At 60.2% G+C, this 17,406-nt stretch carries 16 protein-coding genes and 5 tRNA genes; 6 read left to right on the top strand and 15 right to left on the bottom strand.

Translation table 11 applies throughout. The annotated features are described in order from the left end of the window. The first annotated feature begins 88 nt into the window (after positions 1-88). From AACX78_RS13280 to AACX78_RS13265, 4 genes are all read left to right on the top strand, one after another. Positions 89-1,081: a TDT family transporter gene (locus AACX78_RS13280; protein ID WP_017412087.1), complete on the top strand. Its 993-nt coding sequence runs from the start codon at positions 89-91 to the stop codon at positions 1,079-1,081. Between the two features lie 275 nt (positions 1,082-1,356). Next, on the top strand, positions 1,357-2,346 hold the full coding sequence (gene lpxM / locus AACX78_RS13275; protein ID WP_159166469.1) for a lauroyl-Kdo(2)-lipid IV(A) myristoyltransferase: 990 nt from the start codon (positions 1,357-1,359) through the stop codon (positions 2,344-2,346). A 133-nt stretch (positions 2,347-2,479) separates the two neighbouring features. Then, entirely contained in the window at positions 2,480-3,475 is a 996-nt protein-coding gene (locus tag AACX78_RS13270; RefSeq protein WP_201302852.1) for an LpxL/LpxP family acyltransferase, read from the top strand. 178 nt (positions 3,476-3,653) lie between these two features. Further along, positions 3,654-4,514: a PA4780 family RIO1-like protein kinase gene (locus AACX78_RS13265; protein WP_021139282.1), complete on the top strand. Its 861-nt coding sequence runs from the start codon at positions 3,654-3,656 to the stop codon at positions 4,512-4,514. Between the two features lie 96 nt (positions 4,515-4,610). Here the strand turns inward: AACX78_RS13265 and AACX78_RS13260 are convergent, their stop codons facing one another. From AACX78_RS13260 to AACX78_RS13250, 3 genes are all read right to left on the bottom strand, one after another. Then, the gene (locus AACX78_RS13260; RefSeq protein WP_159166467.1) at positions 4,611-5,126 is read right to left on the bottom strand and encodes a GNAT family N-acetyltransferase; all 516 of its coding nucleotides are present in this window, start codon (positions 5,124-5,126) and stop codon (positions 4,611-4,613) included. Beyond that, positions 5,123-6,361: a GGDEF domain-containing protein gene (locus tag AACX78_RS13255; RefSeq protein WP_159166466.1), complete on the bottom strand. Its 1,239-nt coding sequence runs from the start codon at positions 6,359-6,361 to the stop codon at positions 5,123-5,125. Before AACX78_RS13255 ends, AACX78_RS13260 begins: the two co-directional genes overlap by 4 nt. Before the next feature lie 196 nt (positions 6,362-6,557). After that, positions 6,558-7,049, bottom strand: a complete 492-nt coding sequence (locus AACX78_RS13250; protein ID WP_159166465.1) for a prolyl-tRNA synthetase associated domain-containing protein — start codon at positions 7,047-7,049, stop codon at positions 6,558-6,560. 185 nt (positions 7,050-7,234) lie between these two features. On the opposite strand from AACX78_RS13250, the gene AACX78_RS13245 reads away from it, so the two are divergent. Next, positions 7,235-9,655: a DNA polymerase II gene (locus AACX78_RS13245; RefSeq protein ID WP_201302851.1), complete on the top strand. Its 2,421-nt coding sequence runs from the start codon at positions 7,235-7,237 to the stop codon at positions 9,653-9,655. Between the two features lie 188 nt (positions 9,656-9,843). Here the strand turns inward: AACX78_RS13245 and AACX78_RS13240 are convergent. The 8 genes from AACX78_RS13240 to AACX78_RS13205 all read right to left on the bottom strand — a co-directional run bounded on the left by AACX78_RS13240 (position 9,844) and on the right by AACX78_RS13205 (position 13,283). Further along, positions 9,844-9,920 (bottom strand) — tRNA-Val (locus tag AACX78_RS13240). Positions 9,921-9,954: 34 nt separating this feature from the next. Further along, positions 9,955-10,031, bottom strand: a tRNA-Val gene (locus AACX78_RS13235). A gap of 103 nt (positions 10,032-10,134) precedes the next feature. After that, positions 10,135-10,211, bottom strand: a tRNA-Val gene (locus AACX78_RS13230). Between the two features lie 18 nt (positions 10,212-10,229). Further along, a tRNA-Val gene (locus AACX78_RS13225) sits at positions 10,230-10,306 on the bottom strand. Positions 10,307-10,319: 13 nt separating this feature from the next. Further along, positions 10,320-10,396, bottom strand: a tRNA-Val gene (locus tag AACX78_RS13220). 25 nt (positions 10,397-10,421) lie between these two features. Further along, positions 10,422-11,597, bottom strand: a complete 1,176-nt coding sequence (locus tag AACX78_RS13215; protein ID WP_236556331.1) for a DUF3080 family protein — start codon at positions 11,595-11,597, stop codon at positions 10,422-10,424. Then, positions 11,572-12,924 (bottom strand): MATE family efflux transporter, encoded by a 1,353-nt coding sequence (locus AACX78_RS13210; protein WP_159166464.1) that lies wholly within the window; start codon positions 12,922-12,924, stop codon positions 11,572-11,574. The genes AACX78_RS13215 and AACX78_RS13210 overlap by 26 nt, the downstream gene beginning before the upstream one ends. A 152-nt stretch (positions 12,925-13,076) precedes the next feature. Next, a complete protein-coding gene (locus AACX78_RS13205) occupies positions 13,077-13,283 on the bottom strand; it encodes a YaeP family protein (protein ID WP_005311233.1) in 207 nt (68 codons plus the stop codon). 130 nt (positions 13,284-13,413) lie between these two features. Between AACX78_RS13205 and AACX78_RS13200 the strand changes: the two genes are divergently transcribed. Continuing rightward, positions 13,414-14,031 (top strand): riboflavin synthase, encoded by a 618-nt coding sequence (locus tag AACX78_RS13200; protein ID WP_005311235.1) that lies wholly within the window; start codon positions 13,414-13,416, stop codon positions 14,029-14,031. 83 nt (positions 14,032-14,114) lie between these two features. On the opposite strand, the gene AACX78_RS13195 is transcribed toward AACX78_RS13200, so the two are convergent. The 4 genes from AACX78_RS13195 to AACX78_RS13180 all read right to left on the bottom strand — a co-directional run bounded on the left by AACX78_RS13195 (position 14,115) and on the right by AACX78_RS13180 (position 17,389). Continuing rightward, positions 14,115-14,318: a CPXCG motif-containing cysteine-rich protein gene (locus AACX78_RS13195; RefSeq protein ID WP_017412080.1), complete on the bottom strand. Its 204-nt coding sequence runs from the start codon at positions 14,316-14,318 to the stop codon at positions 14,115-14,117. A gap of 148 nt (positions 14,319-14,466) precedes the next feature. Continuing rightward, positions 14,467-15,126 (bottom strand): hexitol phosphatase HxpB, encoded by a 660-nt coding sequence (hxpB, locus tag AACX78_RS13190; RefSeq protein WP_159166463.1) that lies wholly within the window; start codon positions 15,124-15,126, stop codon positions 14,467-14,469. A gap of 106 nt (positions 15,127-15,232) precedes the next feature. Next, positions 15,233-16,411 (bottom strand): formate-dependent phosphoribosylglycinamide formyltransferase, encoded by a 1,179-nt coding sequence (gene purT / locus AACX78_RS13185; protein ID WP_159166462.1) that lies wholly within the window; start codon positions 16,409-16,411, stop codon positions 15,233-15,235. A gap of 87 nt (positions 16,412-16,498) precedes the next feature. Continuing rightward, on the bottom strand, positions 16,499-17,389 hold the full coding sequence (locus AACX78_RS13180; RefSeq protein ID WP_042871757.1) for a DMT family transporter: 891 nt from the start codon (positions 17,387-17,389) through the stop codon (positions 16,499-16,501). Between the last annotated feature and the right edge of the window lie 17 nt (positions 17,390-17,406).

Here is a 17,406-nt window from a genome sequence, read left to right as displayed (position 1 = left end):
CTGAACAATTGATTCAATTCATTTAGATATCGTAAACGATAGCTGCGCTTTATCCTATGCTCATCGTCTCTCACAAGAGGTTTCAGCCATGATCGCAAGAACTCGTCAATCCCTAGCCGCGGCACCGACCCCCATGGCGGGCCTGGCACTCGGGATCGCCAGTCTCGGTTGGTGCTGGGAAAACGCCGGCCAGTTCGATGGTCGCCTGCAACTGCTGGGCGCCGCCGTTGCCGCCGTGCTGCTGGTGATCCTCACCTTCAAGTTTCTGCTTCATCCACGCCTGCTGTGGCAGGATCTGGCTCACCCTGTGGTGGGCAGCGTTGTGCCTACCTATGCCATGGCCACCATGGTGGTCTCCAAGGCGGTCGGCATGCTGGCCCCCGGTCTGGGCGAGGGGCTCTGGTTGTTTGCCGTTGTGCTGCATCTGCTGTTTCTGGCCACGTTTGTCTGGCACAGGGTCAAGCAGTTCGAGATCCATCACATGGTGCCGAGCTGGTTTGTGCCGCCGGTGGGCATCATAGTGGCTGACGTGGCCTTTCCGGGTGGCCAGTTTGCCGCGCTGGCCGACGGCCTGCTCTGGTTTGGCATGCTCTGCTACGGCCTGATGTTGCCGCTGATGCTCTATCGCCTCATCTTCAGTCATGAAGTACCGGATGCCGCCAAGCCGACCATCGCCATTCTGGCGGCCCCTGCCAGTCTGTCACTCGCCGGTTATCTGACCGTGACCGAGGATCCTTCCTTGTTGCTGGTGGCCGTGCTGCTGGGGATCGCCATTCTGATGACCTGCATCATCTATCTGGCGTTTATCAAGTTGTTGCGCCTGCCGTTTTCACCGGGGTATGCCGCCTTCACCTTCCCGCTGGTGATAGGTGCCACCGCCCTGTTCAAGGTAAGCCACCTGCTGGCGCAGTGGCCACAAGCAACCCACTATGTGGAGCAGGTCAATCTGCTGGCCCACTTCGAACTGGGTGCCGCCACCCTGATCGTCGGCTATGTGGCCTTGCGCTATCTGATGTTCTTCCTGCCATTAAGGGAAATCAACATGGATCACGGCATCGCCCGACACGGCGCCCGCCGCTAGGCACGACTCTCCAGGAGAGACTCGGGGTAAGGGGTCAGTCAACGAGAAGGGCATGCGTGCACGACATGCTCCACTGGCCAGAAGTAGTGAGAGCGCTCCGCCATGGGTGGAGCGCTTTTTTGTCTGCGGTTAAGTGTTGAAGGAGACTGTTTTTGCCGCTGGGAAATCCATTTTTTGAACCAGCGCTCACCCTGAGGTGCTCACGATGAATTTCACTGGTATTACCTGTCAGGACGAATACAATGCAACCCCATTTTCTTCGTTTGACCTCATTCATGTCTTCCCAAGATCCTGTGTTTGATTCCTCTTTTCAGACCCGTTTATTGCGACCGCGTTACTGGCCAAGCTGGTTGGCACTCGGCGCACTCTGTGTGCTCGCCTTCGTGCCGCCGCGCTGGCGTGACAAGCTGGCAGAATGGCTGGCGCCGTTGGTGGTCAGGGTCTCCAAGAAACAGATCTACATCGCCAAAACCAACCTCGATATCTGCTTTGCCAACAAGAGCCAAGCCGAGCGTGATGCCATCCTGATGACCTCCATCCGCATCGGTCTCAAGACCCTGCTTGGATTTGGTGAATTTACCGTGCGCAGTCCCGCCTACCTGATGAAACGTATCCAGGTGAGTGGCTGGGAGCATATCGAGGCGGAGCAGGCCGCCGGCCGCCCCATGATACTGGTGGTGCCCCATAGCTGGCCGGTCGATGCTGCCGGTTACTACTTCACCCAGCGTGGCGTGCCCATGTGCGCCATGATGAAGAGTGCCCGCAATCCGGTATTTGACTGGCACATCAATCGGGAACGAGCCAAGAATGGTTGCCTTGTCTATGAGCGCAGTGCCGGCATCAAGTCGGTGATCAGAACCGTCAAGCGTGGACACAGTTTCTTCTATCTGCCGGACCAGGATCATGGCCGTGAGGCGAGCATCTTTGCGCCCTTCTTCGGCTATCCCAAGGCAACCCTGCCGGCTCTGCCGCGGTTGGTGCAGGTCAGTGGTGCCAAGGCAGTGCCCATGCTGGCCTGCTACGATGAGGCCAAGTACTGCTACCGTCTGGAGATAGAGGCGCCGTTTGCTGATTACCCCAGCGGCGATCTGATGGCGGACACCTGCCGCATGAACAAGATGATTGAGCAGCAACTGACTCGCGATCCGGGCCAATACATGTGGTTCCTCAAGATTTTCGATACCCGTGAAGAGCAGGAAGGGTCGGACGGCCTCTATGAAGAAGGGATCAAGCGTATCCGTGGTGATCTTCCTCCCGGCGCCTGACCTGTCATCGTGATCATGGCCCTGCGGGGCCATTTTTATTGGGTACGAGTCTGTGTGTTGGTAAGACCACTGCACCCCAAAGTGGAAAAAATTGTCAGGATAATTAAAATAACCGTTTATTTTCTATGACTTGATGGCGGCGATGTCTTCACACGATCCGGTTTTTGATACCTCATTTCATGCCCGTCTGCTCCATCCGCGCTGGTGGGGCAGTTGGCTGGCGCTTGGCTTTTTGTGTCTGCTGGCATGGGTGCCTCACGGCGTGCGCGGGCGTTTTGCCAATGCCGTGGCCCCGGCTTTGCTGCGACTTTCCAAAAAGCAGGCCTACATTGCCGAGACCAATCTCAAGATCTGTTTTCCCAAGCTGGATGAAGCGGGCCGTAAGGCGCTGCTGCTCAAGGCGATCCGGACCGGTCTCAAGGCATTCATGGGCTTTGGCGAGCTGACCCTGCGCAGCTCCGCGCATCTCAAAAGCCGCATCAAGGTACGGGGCTGGGAGCATATAGAGGCGGAGCTGGCCGCCGGGCGCACCATGATACTGGTCGTGCCTCACACCTGGGCGGTGGACATGATTGGCCGCTACCTGACCGATGAGGGGCTTGCGCTCTGTACCATGATGAAGAGCCCGAAAGATCAGGTGTTTGACTGGTATATCAACCGCGAGCGATCCAAAGCCGGCAAGGTGTATGAGCGCAGTGTCGGCATCAAACCGGCCATCAAGGCCATCCGCAGCGGCTACAACTTCTTCTATCTGCCGGATCAGGATCATGGTCGTGAGAAGAGCATCTTCATCCCTTTCTTCGGTCACCCCAAGGCGACTCTGCCAGCCCTGCCCAAGCTGGTGAAGCTGACCGGTGCCCGTGCTGTGCCCATCCTCGCCTGCTATGACGAGGATGAAGAGTGCTACCGGCTTGAGATTGAACCCCCGTTTGATCCATATCCCACGGACGATTTGACCGCCGACGTCAATGCCATGAACCGCATGGTGGAGCAGCAGCTGAGCCAGTATCCAGAGCAGTACATGTGGTTTCTCAAGATCTTCGAAACCCAGGAACATCAAGAAGGGGAGGATGGTCTCTACGAAGAGGGGATTAAGCGGATCCGCAGCGGTCTGCCACCCGAACCATGAAGGGAAAGACACTGGTTGGCGACCTGAGATGACAGCGGTGACAAGCGCTTGTCCTTTAAGCAGTTTGGTGAGTAAAACAGCGGCAAATGGGGCATCGAAAGGTGTCAAGGAACAGGGATATGCAAGCTGGCCTCATAGGGGCTATCTTCTGAGGCGCAAATAGGGTAAAAGGGCGGCCATGAAAATTCCAAATCGAATCCAACCTCTGGTTGATGACGGCCTGGTCGATGACGTCATCAGCCGGCTGATGAGCGGCAAAGAGGCCGACGTCTATGTGGTGCGCTGCGGCGACGAGATACGCTGCGCCAAGGTCTATAAAGAGGCGTCCAAGCGCAGCTTCAAGCAGGCAGTGGTGTATCAGGAAGGGCGCAAGGTGCGTAACAGTCGCAGCGCCCGCGCCATGGAGAAAGGCTCCAAGTACGGTCGCAAACAGCACGAAGAGGTGTGGCAGAACACAGAAGTGGATGCCCTGTTCAAGCTGGCGGCAGCTGGCGTGCGGGTTCCGCAGCCCTATGTCTGTCTCGACGGTGTGCTCTTGATGGAGCTTATCACCGACGAGGATGGCAATGTGGCCCCCCGTCTCAATGACGTGGCACTCTCACCCGAGCAGGCTGTCATCGATCACGACAAGGTGATCCGCTATGTGGTGCGCATGCTCTGCGCAGGCCTTATCCACGGGGATCTTTCCGAGTTCAACGTGCTGGTGGATGCCCAGGGCCCCGTCATCATAGACCTGCCCCAGGTGGTGGATGCCGCCGCCAACAACCAGGCCAAGGCGATGCTGGAGCGGGACGTCAACAACATGCGCAACTATTACGGCATGTATGCCCCCGAGCTGCTCAATACCCGTTACGCCAAGGAGATGTGGGCCCTGTTCGAAGATGGCAAGCTGACCCCGGAGAGCGAGTTGACCGGCCTGTTCGAGGAGAGCACAGAGGCCATCGATATCGATTCCGTGCTGCACGAGATCGAGAGTGCCGAAGAGGAAGCCCATGCCCGTCTGGCCCGAATGAACGCCGAGCAGGAAGACAGCTACTGATCGCCACTCATCATCACGTCATCAGTCACAACATGAGCGCCTTCGGGCGCTCATGTTGTTTATGGCTGCCGTTTGACGCGGCATCTGGCTGGCGGCTCAACGCAGGGGCGGGAGGCGGTAAAACCGTACCCAGCAGTCATCCCCTGCATGGTAGCGACGATCCAGCCACTGTCCGTTGGCAGCTTCAATGATCTTGAGGGAGGTTGTATTCGTTTCGTCGCAGCTGATGAGGACGGGGCCGGTCAATACATGTTGTTGCAACCAGCGCAGCAGGGTGCGGGCAACGCCCTCACCGCGGCGGGAGGGGCGGGTATCATAACCTATGTGGCCAAGCCATTGCGCCGTGGCCGGGTTGTCACCGTGGCGTAGCCGCAGTGTACCGAGTATCTCCCCCTCCTCAAGTGCAAAGTAGGTAGTGGTGGGCAGATACCCCATGGGCAGATGACGGCCCTCTGCGTGATCGAGCAGGCTTTGCAGCCAGCCGTCAGGGTCAAATTGCGCCACCTGATAGAGCGGCAGACCGGCTTCGCCGCACTCGGTCACATAGCGGCGATAGGCGGGGACATCGTCAGGTTGCGCCGGGCGGCACTTTATGGTCGACAGCCTGCTCACGAGCCAGTGACCAGGGGTTGTAGCAGTTGCGGCTCGCTGTGGTGGGACTCCTGTACGCAGGTTCGTTGCCGACCCCCTTGCTTGGCCGCATAAAGCGCCCTGTCCGCTCTGGGGTATGCCTGCTCGAAGCGCTCTCCTGGCTGCAGCGACGTCAGGCCTATGCTCATGCTGATGGGACCGCCAGCGAGCTGCGAGGTGGCCTGGGCGATCCGTTGCTGCAGGGTGTGGCAGTAATGTGGCAGCGTTTGCGGATTTTCCATCAAGAAAATAACCAGCTCATCTCCCCCCAGTCGCCCCGCTATCCCCTGCCGTGGCAGGGTAGTGCGTATCACCTGACCTACCAGTCGCAACATGGCATCCCCGGCGGGATGACCGTGCTGGTCATTGATCTGCTTGAAGTCATCCAGGTCGATCAGCAACAGCTGACAGGGGTTGGCCCCTGCACTGACTTGCGCCTGCAACAGTTGCTGAAAATAGTGGCGGCTCAGCAGACCGGTCAGCTCATCCTGATTGGCCCGCCGCTCCAGCTCGCGCTGGGTCGCCAATAGTGCCTGTTGCTGGCGGGTATGAACAAGGCTGAGCAACAGATAGCTGCGGGCTATGGTAAAGAGCAGGCTGAGCAGGATCACGGGGCCGAGCAAGGGGTCGGTAAAGGTACTGGCGTTGAGTTCCGGCTGCCAGAGGTGCTTGGCTATCCGGAGCAGCTGCAGCAGCAACTGCAGACCGAGCAGCAGTATGGCAAAGCGCAATACCCGATAGAGGGGGGCCAGACGTTGATAACGCCAGAGCTGCCAGATCAGTACCGCGAATTGCAGGGAGAGCACGGCGGAGAGGACCATGATCCGGCTGTGTACGTCAGACAGGGGGCGCAGGCTGGCGGTCAGGGCAAACAGCACAAATCCGATGAGCGCTATGGCAGGGCAGAGCCAGCCAAGCTGGTCTGCCTCGCGTCGAAAGAAGTGGCGCAAGCCCCGCTCATACAGCAGGGGCGCGGCAAGCAGCAGCAGGTTGGTCAGCAGTATGTTGGCAAGGGAGATATCCCCCTCGAGCGGCCGGAGCAGCAGGCCGCAGAACGAAGCGGCGATGGCCAGTTCGCTGGCAGACCAGTAGAGCAGGCCCCTGATGCGGCGCTGGGTATGCCACACATAGGCAAAAATGACTGCGACCCCGACATGGGACAGCGTGACAAACAGTACCAGACTCAGCAATTGTGCGGAGGAAAACAGATTATGCATCAAGGGTCTCTCAGGGCTCTTCCACCTGTTAACCGCGTCCCGACCTATGAGGTCGATAGCTGGCAGTGCTGGATCACAGCATGAATCCAACCCATTATCAATGGCTTAAGCATCCAGCCATGCATCACTGCGACGCGGCCGCCCTGGCAGCCGCTGACGCGTATGTGGGGAAAAGCAGCCCCTGATCCGCTGCCCGTCACTCAGCCAGTACTGGCAGGATCATGACGGTGGCTTTTCGGCCCAGATGGGTCAGCAGGCGGCGTACATCGTCCAGCCTGATGAGCAGGGTGGCGGTATTGACCAGCGGATGGCACTGCACCTGCTCGGCCTGCCAGACTTGCTCATCCACCACCAGTTCCACCGCCTGCTCCGTATCACGCACCATGGCGAGCAGGGTGACGGCACCCGGGGTTAGACCGAGCGCGGCATGCAACCGCTCCGGGGAGCCAAAGCTCAGTCGCTTGACTCCAAGCTTGGCAGCCAGCGCCTTGAGATCGACTCGGCTTTCCTGTGGCGTGACCACCAGAAACAGCCGCTCGCTTTTGGAATCGCGTAAGAACAGGTTCTTGGTCCTGGCGGCGGGCAAGTCAGGCAACAGCCGACTCGCCTCCTCACAGGTAAAGACGGGAGGGTGATCGAATCGCTGGTAGGGAATGGCCAGCCGATCCAGCAGGGAATAGAGTGCCACTATGGATTCCTTGTATGGGGTGAACCGGTGCAAGCAGGTATGCCAGTGACAGCACGCTCGCCCACGCGTGCGCGTCTTCGAGCTTACCAGCATGAGCCTTGCGGTGCAGCCTGGCATGACGATTGCGGGCAAGCACTGTATGAACGTACAATACTCCCATCCCAAAACCGGCCCCTTTATCCTGAATGATTGCGACCCAGCCCACCGTGATGACGACCTCTCCTGCAACCGCGCCCCTGGACGGCTTCATCCTGACCCGCCATGGTCGGGACGTGCGCGGACGCACAGAGATAGTGATGTGGCTCTGGAGCGAGCAAGGGCCGGTACGGCTGGTGGTGCCCGGGCAGGAGCCTGTGTTCTTCCTGCCACAGAGCCACATGCAGGAGGCGGCCGAGCTGTTCAAGGGCTCAGGAGTGAGCGGGCGGTTTCGGCGCCTGCCCATGCACACCTTCGATGGGCGTGCCGTGGTGGCTTGCTATTTCTCCACCTTGAGCGCTTTTCACCGCGCCATCGAGTTGTTGCTGATCCGCGGGCTGGAGCACTTCGAGGCGGATATCCGGCTGCCGGAGCGGTTTCTGATGGAGCGCTTCATCACAGCCGGAGTCCGCTTTGGCGGCAAAACGGCGCGCAAGGGGGGCAAGCACGGTTACTGGGAGGTGAACGAGGCGCGCTGTGCGCCGCAGGCGGTGACGCCGACGCTCTCCTGGGTATCTCTGGATGTGGAGTGTGCCATGGACGGGGCCCTCTTCTCGGTGGGACTCTACAGCGAGCAGGATGCCCGCGTCATCATGATAGGCTCCCCCGAGGTCGGCGCGGATGAGTGGAGCACAACCCTGGAGTGGGTGGCGGACGAGAATGCCTTGCTCGGGGCGCTGGAGCAGTGGTTCAGCCAGCATGATCCAGACCTGGTGATCGGCTGGAACGTGGTGAATTTTGACTTTCGGCTGCTGCTGCGCCGCGCCGAGCTCAACAAGCGGCGGCTGCGGCTCGGGCGGGGGCGGGAGCTCTGTTTCTGGCGCTCATCACGCAACGATCCCCAGACCGGCAACGTCATCATACCGGGGCGCATGGTGCTCGACGGCATCGATACCCTGAAAAGCGCCACCTGGCAGTTTGCCAGTTACAGCCTGGATGCTGTAGCAAGCGAGCTGCTCGGCCGCGGCAAGGATATCGAGGATGTGGCCAATCGGGGGGAGAAGATCACCGAGCTGTTCCATTCCGACAAGGAGGCGCTGGCCCGCTACAACCTGGAAGATTGCAGGCTGGTATGGGAGATCTTCGATTACTGCCACCTCATTCCCTTTGCCATCGAGCGGGCCTCCCTCACTGGTCTTGAGCTCGACCGGGTCGGTGGCTCTGTGGCGGCGTTTACCAACCTCTATCTGCCGCGGCTTCATCGCGGCGGCTATGTGGCCCCCAATCTGCCTGCCGACGGCGGGCTGGCAAGCCCCGGCGGCTATGTGATGGACTCCAAACCCGGTCTCTATCGCCATGTGTTGGTACTCGATTTCAAGAGTCTCTATCCCAGCATCATCCGCACTTTCTGTATTGATCCCATGGGGCTGGTGGAGGGGTTGCAGCATCCGGATGAGGCGATCCCCGGCTTTCGCGGCGCCCTCTTCTCCCGCACTCGCCACTTTCTGCCGGATCTCATCGCCACCCTGTGGGCGGCGCGGGACAGGGCCAAGGCGGCCAGCAACAAGGCGCTTTCCCAGGCCATCAAGATCATCATGAACTCCTTCTACGGCGTGCTGGGCTCTGGGGGGTGCCGTTTCTACGACCCCAGGCTTGCTTCTTCCATCACCCTGCGCGGTCACAGCATTATGCAACAGACCCGGGAGTGGATTGAGGCGCAAGGTTTCGAGGTGATCTACGGCGACACTGACTCCACTTTCGTCCACCTGGCCAGGGAGACAAGCTCGCAGCAGGCCGATGAGATTGGTCATGGCTTGGCGCGGATGATCAACGACAACTGGACGGCACTGATCAAGCGCGAGTTCGACCTGCCCAGTCATCTGGAGATCCAGTACGAGACCCACTACCGCCGCTTTCTGATGCCGACCATTCGCGGGCTGGAGAAGGGCAGCAAGAAGCGGTATGCCGGTCTGGTTGGCAAGGCGAGCGAGGGGACGGAACAACTGGTGTTCAAGGGGCTCGAGTCGGTGCGCACCGACTGGACCATGCTGGCCAAACAGTTCCAGACCCGGCTCTATGAGCTGGTGTTTCACGATGAAGATCCCAGCGGCTATGTGCGCACCATGGTGGATGAGACCCGGGCCGGCTTGCACGATGATCTGCTCATCTACCGCAAACGGCTGCGCCAGAAGCTGGAGGAGTACCAGAAGAACGTCCCGCCCCATGTACGGGCGGCGCGACTGGCCGATGAAGAGAACCTGCGCCGCGGTCAGCCCCAGCGCTACCAGCACAGGGGCACGATTTCCTATCTGATGACCCTCAATGGGCCTGAGCCGCTGGAATACAGGCGTAGCGCCATCGACTACGAGCACTACATCGACAAGCAGATCAGACCTATAGCGGATGCCATACTGCCGTTTATCGGCGAGTCATTCGAGCGGATCTGCGGCCAGCAGCTGGATCTGTTCTAGTCCCATCAGACAGTGTGTTGTGACAGGGTAACGAAGGGGAAGCAGAGAGGCCAGCAAGCTGGGTAGTGAGGCGGCTTATTCAGTACAGCATCAAGGGGAGGGCGCACGGGCCCGGCCTTTTGATCCCGTAGCGATGCAGGTGGCCCTGACATGCAAAAAGCCCGCTCATGGAGCGGGCTTTTTTAATCTGGTGCGTCCTAGTGGATTCGAACCACCGACCCCCACCATGTCAAGGTGATGCTCTAACCAGCTGAGCTAAGGACGCAGGGTGCGCAATGCGACTTCTTTTTGCAGGGGAGTGGTGGGTTTAATTGGATTCGAACCAACGACCCCTACCATGTCAAGGTAGTGCTCTAACCAACTGAGCTATAAACCCACATCTGCACTCAAACTGGTTCGAACCAACGACATCGCCTGTGCCATGTCAATATAGTGTTCCAACCTGCCGAGTTATAAACCCATAAATCTGCAATCTATTATGGTGCGTCCTAGTGGATTCGAACCACCGACCCCCACCATGTCAAGGTGATGCTCTAACCAGCTGAGCTAAGGACGCATACTCGGTATTCTGTGATGGTGCGTCCTAGTGGATTCGAACCACCGACCCCCACCATGTCAAGGTGGTGCTCTAACCAGCTGAGCTAAGGACGCATCACAGAAAAAGTGGTGGGTTTAATTGGATTCGAACCAACGACCCCTACCATGTCAAGGTAGTGCTCTAACCAACTGAGCTATAAACCCACTGCAAGAATCGGTAATGACCGCTTCATGACACCAGCACTGCTGACGTGGTCGGCATACTACCCATGCCCCCAAAGGCTGTCAACAGGCGGTATGCACAAAGGAGACCGTTTGCCGAGTTCTTGCGCAGCCTGTTGATTTTACAGGCACACCCTATCCGGACTTGGGTAGCAGGGGGGGGCTTGCCGCCGGGTGCTTCACAGCGCAAAAAGACCCCTTGCCAGGCCTTGGCATGGCGCACTGTGGCGGCGCGAAAATCCAGCCAGACGCGGCTCTCCAGCCCGCTGGCGTAGCTTGTCTGCCATGCCTGCAGGGCTGGCGGGGATGCATTGTCAAACAGGGCGGCCAGGGAAGGGGAAATCTGGCGGAACTGACGATCAAGCTGAGCCAGCCAGGGTTGCAGCCCCCTGGCATAGTAGTGCGTCATTGCACCCCGCAGACGATCTTGTCGCTGTGGATCCGTGGCCGGGCAGAGTGTGGTGATGGGCAAGGGCTCCAGTTGTGCACTGATCTGATTGAGCCAGGCCGTGGCCAGCGGCAGTGAATAGAGCAGCCGGGGCAGGGCATCCGATCGGTAGAGGCTCTCCAGCGCATCCGTCAACGGAGGCAGGGATGCCGTCACATGGTCGGGACGGGCCACCGCCTCTTGCCAGCGCTGCAACTGACCCAGTGCCTGGCGGGTCTCCTGCAGAGTACTGGTCAGCGACAAGGGGGTTCGTCTGGGGGTCAGTACCCGGCGCAGCTCCGGGGTGCTGACCAGCGCATTCCAGAAGCGATCCGGCAACATGGCCGTTTTTTGTTGTCGAAGGCTGGTCAGCCACTGTGCTACCTCGGGGTCCTGTGTCTTGCAGCGCGCCAGCCCCTGCACCAGTTGCCACTCATAGGCCAGCTGGCTGAAGTTGTCCGTGCTGCGCCCGACAGGGCCGTTGCGTTCGGCCACCAGGGTGCCGAGGCCACACTGGTTGAGGGGCAATATATCGAGCAGGCCAATGCGCAGATCTGGCAGCGGACGCTGCAGTTCCCGCTGGGCGGGGAAGGGCACCAGCGTAATGACGGGAGAGGGAGTGGACGGGAGACTCAGTACATGGGCCACCCTGGTTTGATAGGTGGCAAATTGATCCTCTATGGTGGGGGTACAGCCTGCCAGCTGCATCCCCCACAGCCAGATCAGTCCGTTACGGATGGGCGCCGAAACGGCCATAGATCACCTTGAGACGGGCCCCCAGCATCAGGGCTGCGCCGGTCAGGCCGACGATAAAACCGACCCAGAAGCCCTGCGGCCCCATGCGAGGAACGACCCAGTCGGTCAGTCCCAGCAGCATGCCGGTGGGCAGGCCCAGACCCCAGTAGGCGACTATGGTGACGTAGAAAATCGCCTTGGTGTCCTTGTATCCACGCAGCGCCGCGGCCGCTACCACCTGTACCGAGTCGGAGACCTGATAGATGGCGGCGAAGAACAGCAAGGTAGCCGCCAGCGTGATCACCTGCATGTCATCTGTGTAGATGGTCGCTATCTGTTCACGCAGCAGTACTGTCAGGGCGGCGGTGCAGGCCGCGACCGCCATGCCCAGCATGAGGCCGGTACGGGCCGCGACCCGGGCGTGGTCCGGCAAGCCTTCCCCTATGCTGTGGCCGACCCGGATAGTCACCCCCACACCAATGGAGAGCGGCAGCATGAACACCAGGCTGGAGAAGTTCAGCGCTATCTGGTGGCTTGCTACCGTCTCTGCTCCGAACGGGGCCAGCATCAGGGCCACCACGGTAAACAGGGTCACCTCGCAGAAGATGGCCATGGCAATGGGAAAGCCGAGTCGGAACAGGCGCCAGATCCGGCTGCCATTGGGGCGTGCTAGCTGGGCAAACAGGTTGATCTTCGTGAAGTGAGGGGAGAGTTTCACATAGATGATCATCGCCAGCAGCATGGCCCACAGCACGATGGCGGTGGCCACCCCACAACCGACACCGCCGAGTTTTGGCATGCCCAAATGGCCGTGGATGAAGATGTAGTTGGCGGGAATATTGACCGCCAGCCCGACGAAACCTATCACCATGGTGGGCATGGTGTGGGAGAGTCCCTCACTGAAGTTGCGCAGCACCTGGAACAGCACGAAGGCGGGCAGCCCCCACAAGATGGCATGCAGATAGCCGGCAGTCTTGGTGGCCATGACGGCGTCCACGTCCATGAATTGCAGGGTCAGCGGGCTGAAATAGAGCGCTATCATGGCGATGGGAGTGACCATGAGCGCCAGCCAGAAGCCCTGATGCACGGCCGGGCGGATCTCGTCCCGTTTGCGAGCCCCGTTGAGCTGGGAGACGATGGGGGTGAGCGCCATTATGATGCCCTGCACCAGCAAGATGATCGGCAACCAGAAGCTGGTGGCGACCGACACGGCCGCCAGATCCACGGCGCTGACTTGCCCCGCCATCACGGTATCGACAAAGTTCATGGCGATCTGGGCCACTTGGGCGACCAGAATGGGGCTGGCTAAACTAACGAGCTGCCTCGCCTCGGACCAATAACGTTGCACTGACACCTCCGAGTGGATCAGATAAAAAGAGCAAGAACGGATAACAAGATGGACTTTTGCCCCCTCACCGGGAGGAGACAAAATGCGGGGGTGCCATTCTAGCCTGAAAGTCGCCCGCCGCGAAACGGTTGGCGGCAGGCTTTCTGCCCGGCTCAGGCGTCCTGATGATCGCTGATCAGCAGATTGGCGGCGGCATAGGCGGCTTCCTGGCGCAGTTCGGCCGGCACCCGCTCGTCGGAGGCCACAGCATTGAGGGCTCTGATGGTCGCCGCTATGGCCTGCGGCACATAACCCTGCTCACCTGAGCCAATCTGGTTATAGGCGATGCGAATGGCCTCACAACATTGATATACTTGCATTATTTCTTCCTCATTAACCCGAATGTGAACGCCGTCACTATAGCGATCGGGGGCAAGCTTGTCAGCAGGCGTGCTTGTCTGGGTGGCGGGCCGGGGTTAACCTGCCTTTTTTCGTAGCAGGAGAAGAGACATGTTCACCGGCATAGTGCAGGGGACCGCCGAACTGGTGGCCATCAAAGCGCTTCCCAACTTTCGCACCCACGTGATCCGCATGCCAAGTCTGGCCTGGGGCGAGGGATTGGCGTTGGGGGCCTCCGTGGCCCATAACGGCTGCTGCCTGACGGTCACCCGGGTGGAAGGCGATCTGGTCAGCTTCGATCTGATCCAGGAAACCCTGCGCCTGACCAACCTTGGCACGCTGCAGGCGGGGGACAAGGTCAACGTGGAGCGGGCTGCCCGCTTTGGTGACGAGATCGGCGGTCATACCATGTCTGGTCATATCATGGGCACGGCGGAAGTGATCTCGGTCATAGACACCCCCAACAATCGTCAGGTGTGGTATCGCCTTGCCCCCACGCTCATGAAGTACGTGTTGACCAAAGGCTACATCGGCATCGACGGCATCAGCCTGACAGTGGGTGAGGTGCGAGAGAGTGAATTTTGCGTCAATCTGATCCCGGAGACCCTGGCTCGTACCAACCTGGGTTGGGTCAAAGCCGGTTGGCACACCAATATCGAGATCGATCCCCAAACCCAGGCCATCGTCGATACGGTGGAGCGGGTACTGGCTGCGCGACAGTTGGGCTGATCTGGGCGAAAGTTTCCGACATGCCATGGAAAAGGGCCTGCATTGCAGGCCCTTTTGATTGCTCGAATTTTGATGACTAGCAATCAGAACATCTGCTCGTCGTCTGCATCCACAAACAGTTGCAGGCAGTCACGGGCTTCGTCCAGATGCAGCCGCAGGTGGATAGGGTTGCAACAGGCCATGCAATCTTCGTAGAACTCCTGATCCCCCTGGCTGGCATCCAGCTCGACCCGGGTATGGTGGCCACAGTGGGGGCAGACGATGCGCTTGCTGGTGTACTCGATCATGGTGACCTCCTCGGGCCCTCGGGGCGCCTATCTTCCCTGATTCTAGTTGGCCGGGAGGGAGTTAACCGCGAGCAAGCGCACGTTTATGACAGTGGTCAGGGGGATACGGCGTTCTGGCTCCTTTAGCACCATTGTTGTCTGCGGGAGTCTATGCCGCCCAGCTGGCCAGCGTGGCGGCATTCAACTCACCGAGGGATCTGAGCTGGTGATCGGCAATGGCCAGACGGGGATCGCCGACCAATGCCGGGTCCGGTACTATGAGCGCCTTCATGGAAGCCGCCTTGGCCGCCAGCAGGCCGGTGAAGCTGTCTTCAATGGCCAGACAGTGTACCGGTTCTACCCCGAGTTTTTCCGCCGCGTGTATGTAAACGTCCGGATGCGGTTTACCGAAGCGCTCCACCTCGGCGGAGTGCACCGCCAGAAAGCGATCGCGAATGCCGAGCTTGCCGAGCACCGCCTCGACCATGGTGAAGGGCGAGGAGGTCGCCAGCCCAATCTTGAGCCCTTGTGCCTCCATCAGTGCCAGCGCCTCCAGCACTCCCTCCTTGGGTTGGCCTTCACTCAGGATCAGGGCAATGACCTGATCCAGGATGCGTTGCATCACCTCTTCCTGGCTGGGGCCCACCCAGGGGCGCAGCCGATACCAGTGCGCCACCAGCTGGTCGATGCGCACGCCTATGGTGGAGTTGCAATCCTCCTCGCTGTGGGGATGACCCAGCCCGGAGAACACGGCCATCTGGGCCCGTTGCCAAAAGGGTTCCGAGTCGATCAGAACACCATCCATATCGAAGATCACGGCAGCTAACATCTTGTACTCCTGACAAATTTGAAGGGGGATTATAAGCCTGACGGGCAAATGCAAAAGGGGCATTGCCATGCCCCTTGCGCCTGATCACGTCAGCAACCGGTTTTGGTCAATAAATCACCTCGACCCGGGCGGCGACCGCCTTGGCTTTTTCCACCGCCTCTTCACACTGCTGCCCACGGGCCAGGGCGACCCCGAGCCGGCGGCGACCGGCGATCTCGGGCTTGCCAAACAACCGCAGCTGGGCGCCCGATACCAAGGCCAGCGCCTCCCCAATGCCCTGATAGCGGATGTCCTGACTGTGACCATCCCGCAGCACCACGGCCGAAGCGCTCGGCCCATACTGGGTGATGGTGCCGACCGGCAGCCCCAGGATGGCGCGCACATGGAGGGCAAATTCGGAGAGATCCTGAGAGATCAGGGTCACCATGCCGGTGTCGTGGGGGCGGGGAGAGACTTCGCTGAACCACACCTCGTCGCCCCTGATGAAGAGCTCGACCCCGAACAGGCCATAACCGCCAAGCGCCTCGACCACCTTGGCGGCGACCTCCTTGGAGCGGGCCAGCGCCAGGGTGCTCATCGCCTGTGGCTGCCAGGATTCGCGGTAGTCGCCATCTTCCTGGCGGTGGCCTATGGGGTCGCAAAAATGAATGCCATCGACGGCCCGCACCGTGAGCAGGGTGATCTCGTACTCGAAGGGGACGAAGCCTTCGACAATCACCTTGCCACGACCGGCGCGGCCACCCTCCTGGGCGTAGGTCCAGCTCTCGTCCACCTTGGCGAGGTCCCGCAGCACGCTCTGACCCTTGCCCGACGAACTCATCACGGGTTTTACCACGCAGGGCAGGCCGATGGCTTCGACGGCGGCGATGAACGCCTCTTTGCTCTGGGCAAAACGGTAGGGGGAGGTGGGCAGATCCAACTCTTCGGCGGCGAGGCGGCGGATCCCTTCCCGATTCATGGTGAGCTGGGTGGCGCGGGCGTTCGGCACTACCTTGACCCCCTCTTGTTCAAGCTGTGCCAGGGTATCGGTGGCGATGGCCTCGATTTCAGGAATGATGAGATCGGGTTTGACCAAGGTGACCAGGGCGCGCAGAGCATTGCCATCGAGCATGTCCAGCACGTGGGCTTTGTGCGCCACCTGCATGGCGGGGGCATTGGGGTAACGGTCGGCGGCGATCACCTCGATCCCGAACCGTTGCAACTCGATGGCGACTTCCTTGCCGAGTTCTCCCGAGCCAAGCAGCAGGGCGCGGGTGGCGCTGGGGCGGGTGGCGGTTCCAAACATACGATCTCTCCTGATGTCGATGGTCACAATGTCGCTGTCGCTATTGGCAGCAATAGCAGGCAAAAAAAGAGGCACGCATGGCGTACCTCAGGAAACAGATTGATGGGCGCGCTGCTCCAGATGGGTAAGCAGCGTGATGGCGCCAATGATGATGGCAGCGCCGAGCCACAATCGGCCGGGGGGCGCCCAGCCAAACACCAGCCAGCCTGCCAGCACGTTCATGGGCAGCTTGGCAAAATCAAAGGGTTGTACGAACGAAGCCTCGGCCACGCTGTAGGCGCGGGCGATGGACATCTGTGCCAGTGCCGACAGTACCCCTGACACCGCCACCAGCAGCCACTGGGTTTCGCTCGGCCACTGCCACTCCGGCAGGGCCAACATGGCGTTGAAGGGGGTACTGAAGATGAGCAGATAGACCACTATGGTGTGGGATGACTCGCTTGCCGCCTGATAGCGCACCAGCAGGGAGTAACCGGCCCAGAACAGGGCGGCCGCCACCGGCAGCAGCGAGGCCCAGCTGAAATCATCGGTCCAGGGGGCCAGGATCACCATGGCGCCGACAAAGCCCGCCAGGGTTGCCAGAATGCGGGCCCGGCTCACCTGCTCCTTGAGCAGCAGGGCAGAACCCAGGGTTGCGAACAAAGGGGAGGTCATCAAGAGCGCTATCCCCTGCCAGATGGGCACTGGCACCGCCAGCGCCCACAGCCAGAACTGGATGCCGACCACGGCCAGGGCGACTCGCAGCAGGTGCAGACGCAATTGGTTGGTCATCAGGGATTGACGCAGGCCGTGGCGCACCAGCCAGGGCAGCAGACATACCAGGGCGATCAGGTATTGATGAAAGGCAACCTGGGTCGAGGGGAGGCCGAGCTTGAAGCTGACATATTGGCTCAGACTGTTGACGGCGGCAAAGCAGAGGCCTGCCACCATCATCCAGACTGCACCGGCAAAAGGAGAGTGCCTGCGCGAGGGTGCCATGGGATCCGGGTCGCTGG

Origin of the sequence: Aeromonas sp. 9A, from assembly GCF_963900955.1 — a bacterium.
GTDB classification, from domain to species: domain Bacteria; phylum Pseudomonadota; class Gammaproteobacteria; order Enterobacterales; family Aeromonadaceae; genus Aeromonas; species Aeromonas salmonicida.
The sequence above is the reverse complement of the archived record's forward strand: the minus strand, read 5'-3'. Positions and strand labels throughout refer to the sequence as shown.

Excerpts from the sequence above, each read along its gene's own strand:
- AACX78_RS13280 (WP_017412087.1), top strand. The coding sequence starts at position 89 with ATGATCGCAAGAACTCGTCAATCCCTAGCCGCGGCACCGACCCCCATG.
- lpxM (WP_159166469.1), top strand. The coding sequence starts at position 1,357 with ATGTCTTCCCAAGATCCTGTGTTTGATTCCTCTTTTCAGACCCGTTTA.
- AACX78_RS13270 (WP_201302852.1), top strand. The coding sequence starts at position 2,480 with ATGGCGGCGATGTCTTCACACGATCCGGTTTTTGATACCTCATTTCAT.
- AACX78_RS13265 (WP_021139282.1), top strand. The coding sequence starts at position 3,654 with ATGAAAATTCCAAATCGAATCCAACCTCTGGTTGATGACGGCCTGGTC.
- AACX78_RS13255 (WP_159166466.1), bottom strand. The coding sequence starts at position 6,361 with ATGCATAATCTGTTTTCCTCCGCACAATTGCTGAGTCTGGTACTGTTT.
- AACX78_RS13245 (WP_201302851.1), top strand. The coding sequence starts at position 7,235 with ATGATTGCGACCCAGCCCACCGTGATGACGACCTCTCCTGCAACCGCG.
- AACX78_RS13215 (WP_236556331.1), bottom strand. The coding sequence starts at position 11,597 with ATGGCCGTTTCGGCGCCCATCCGTAACGGACTGATCTGGCTGTGGGGG.
- AACX78_RS13205 (WP_005311233.1), bottom strand. The coding sequence starts at position 13,283 with ATGCAAGTATATCAATGTTGTGAGGCCATTCGCATCGCCTATAACCAG.
- AACX78_RS13200 (WP_005311235.1), top strand. The coding sequence starts at position 13,414 with ATGTTCACCGGCATAGTGCAGGGGACCGCCGAACTGGTGGCCATCAAA.
- AACX78_RS13195 (WP_017412080.1), bottom strand. The coding sequence starts at position 14,318 with ATGATCGAGTACACCAGCAAGCGCATCGTCTGCCCCCACTGTGGCCAC.
- hxpB (WP_159166463.1), bottom strand. The coding sequence starts at position 15,126 with ATGTTAGCTGCCGTGATCTTCGATATGGATGGTGTTCTGATCGACTCG.
- purT (WP_159166462.1), bottom strand. The coding sequence starts at position 16,411 with ATGTTTGGAACCGCCACCCGCCCCAGCGCCACCCGCGCCCTGCTGCTT.
- AACX78_RS13180 (WP_042871757.1), bottom strand. The coding sequence starts at position 17,389 with ATGGCACCCTCGCGCAGGCACTCTCCTTTTGCCGGTGCAGTCTGGATG.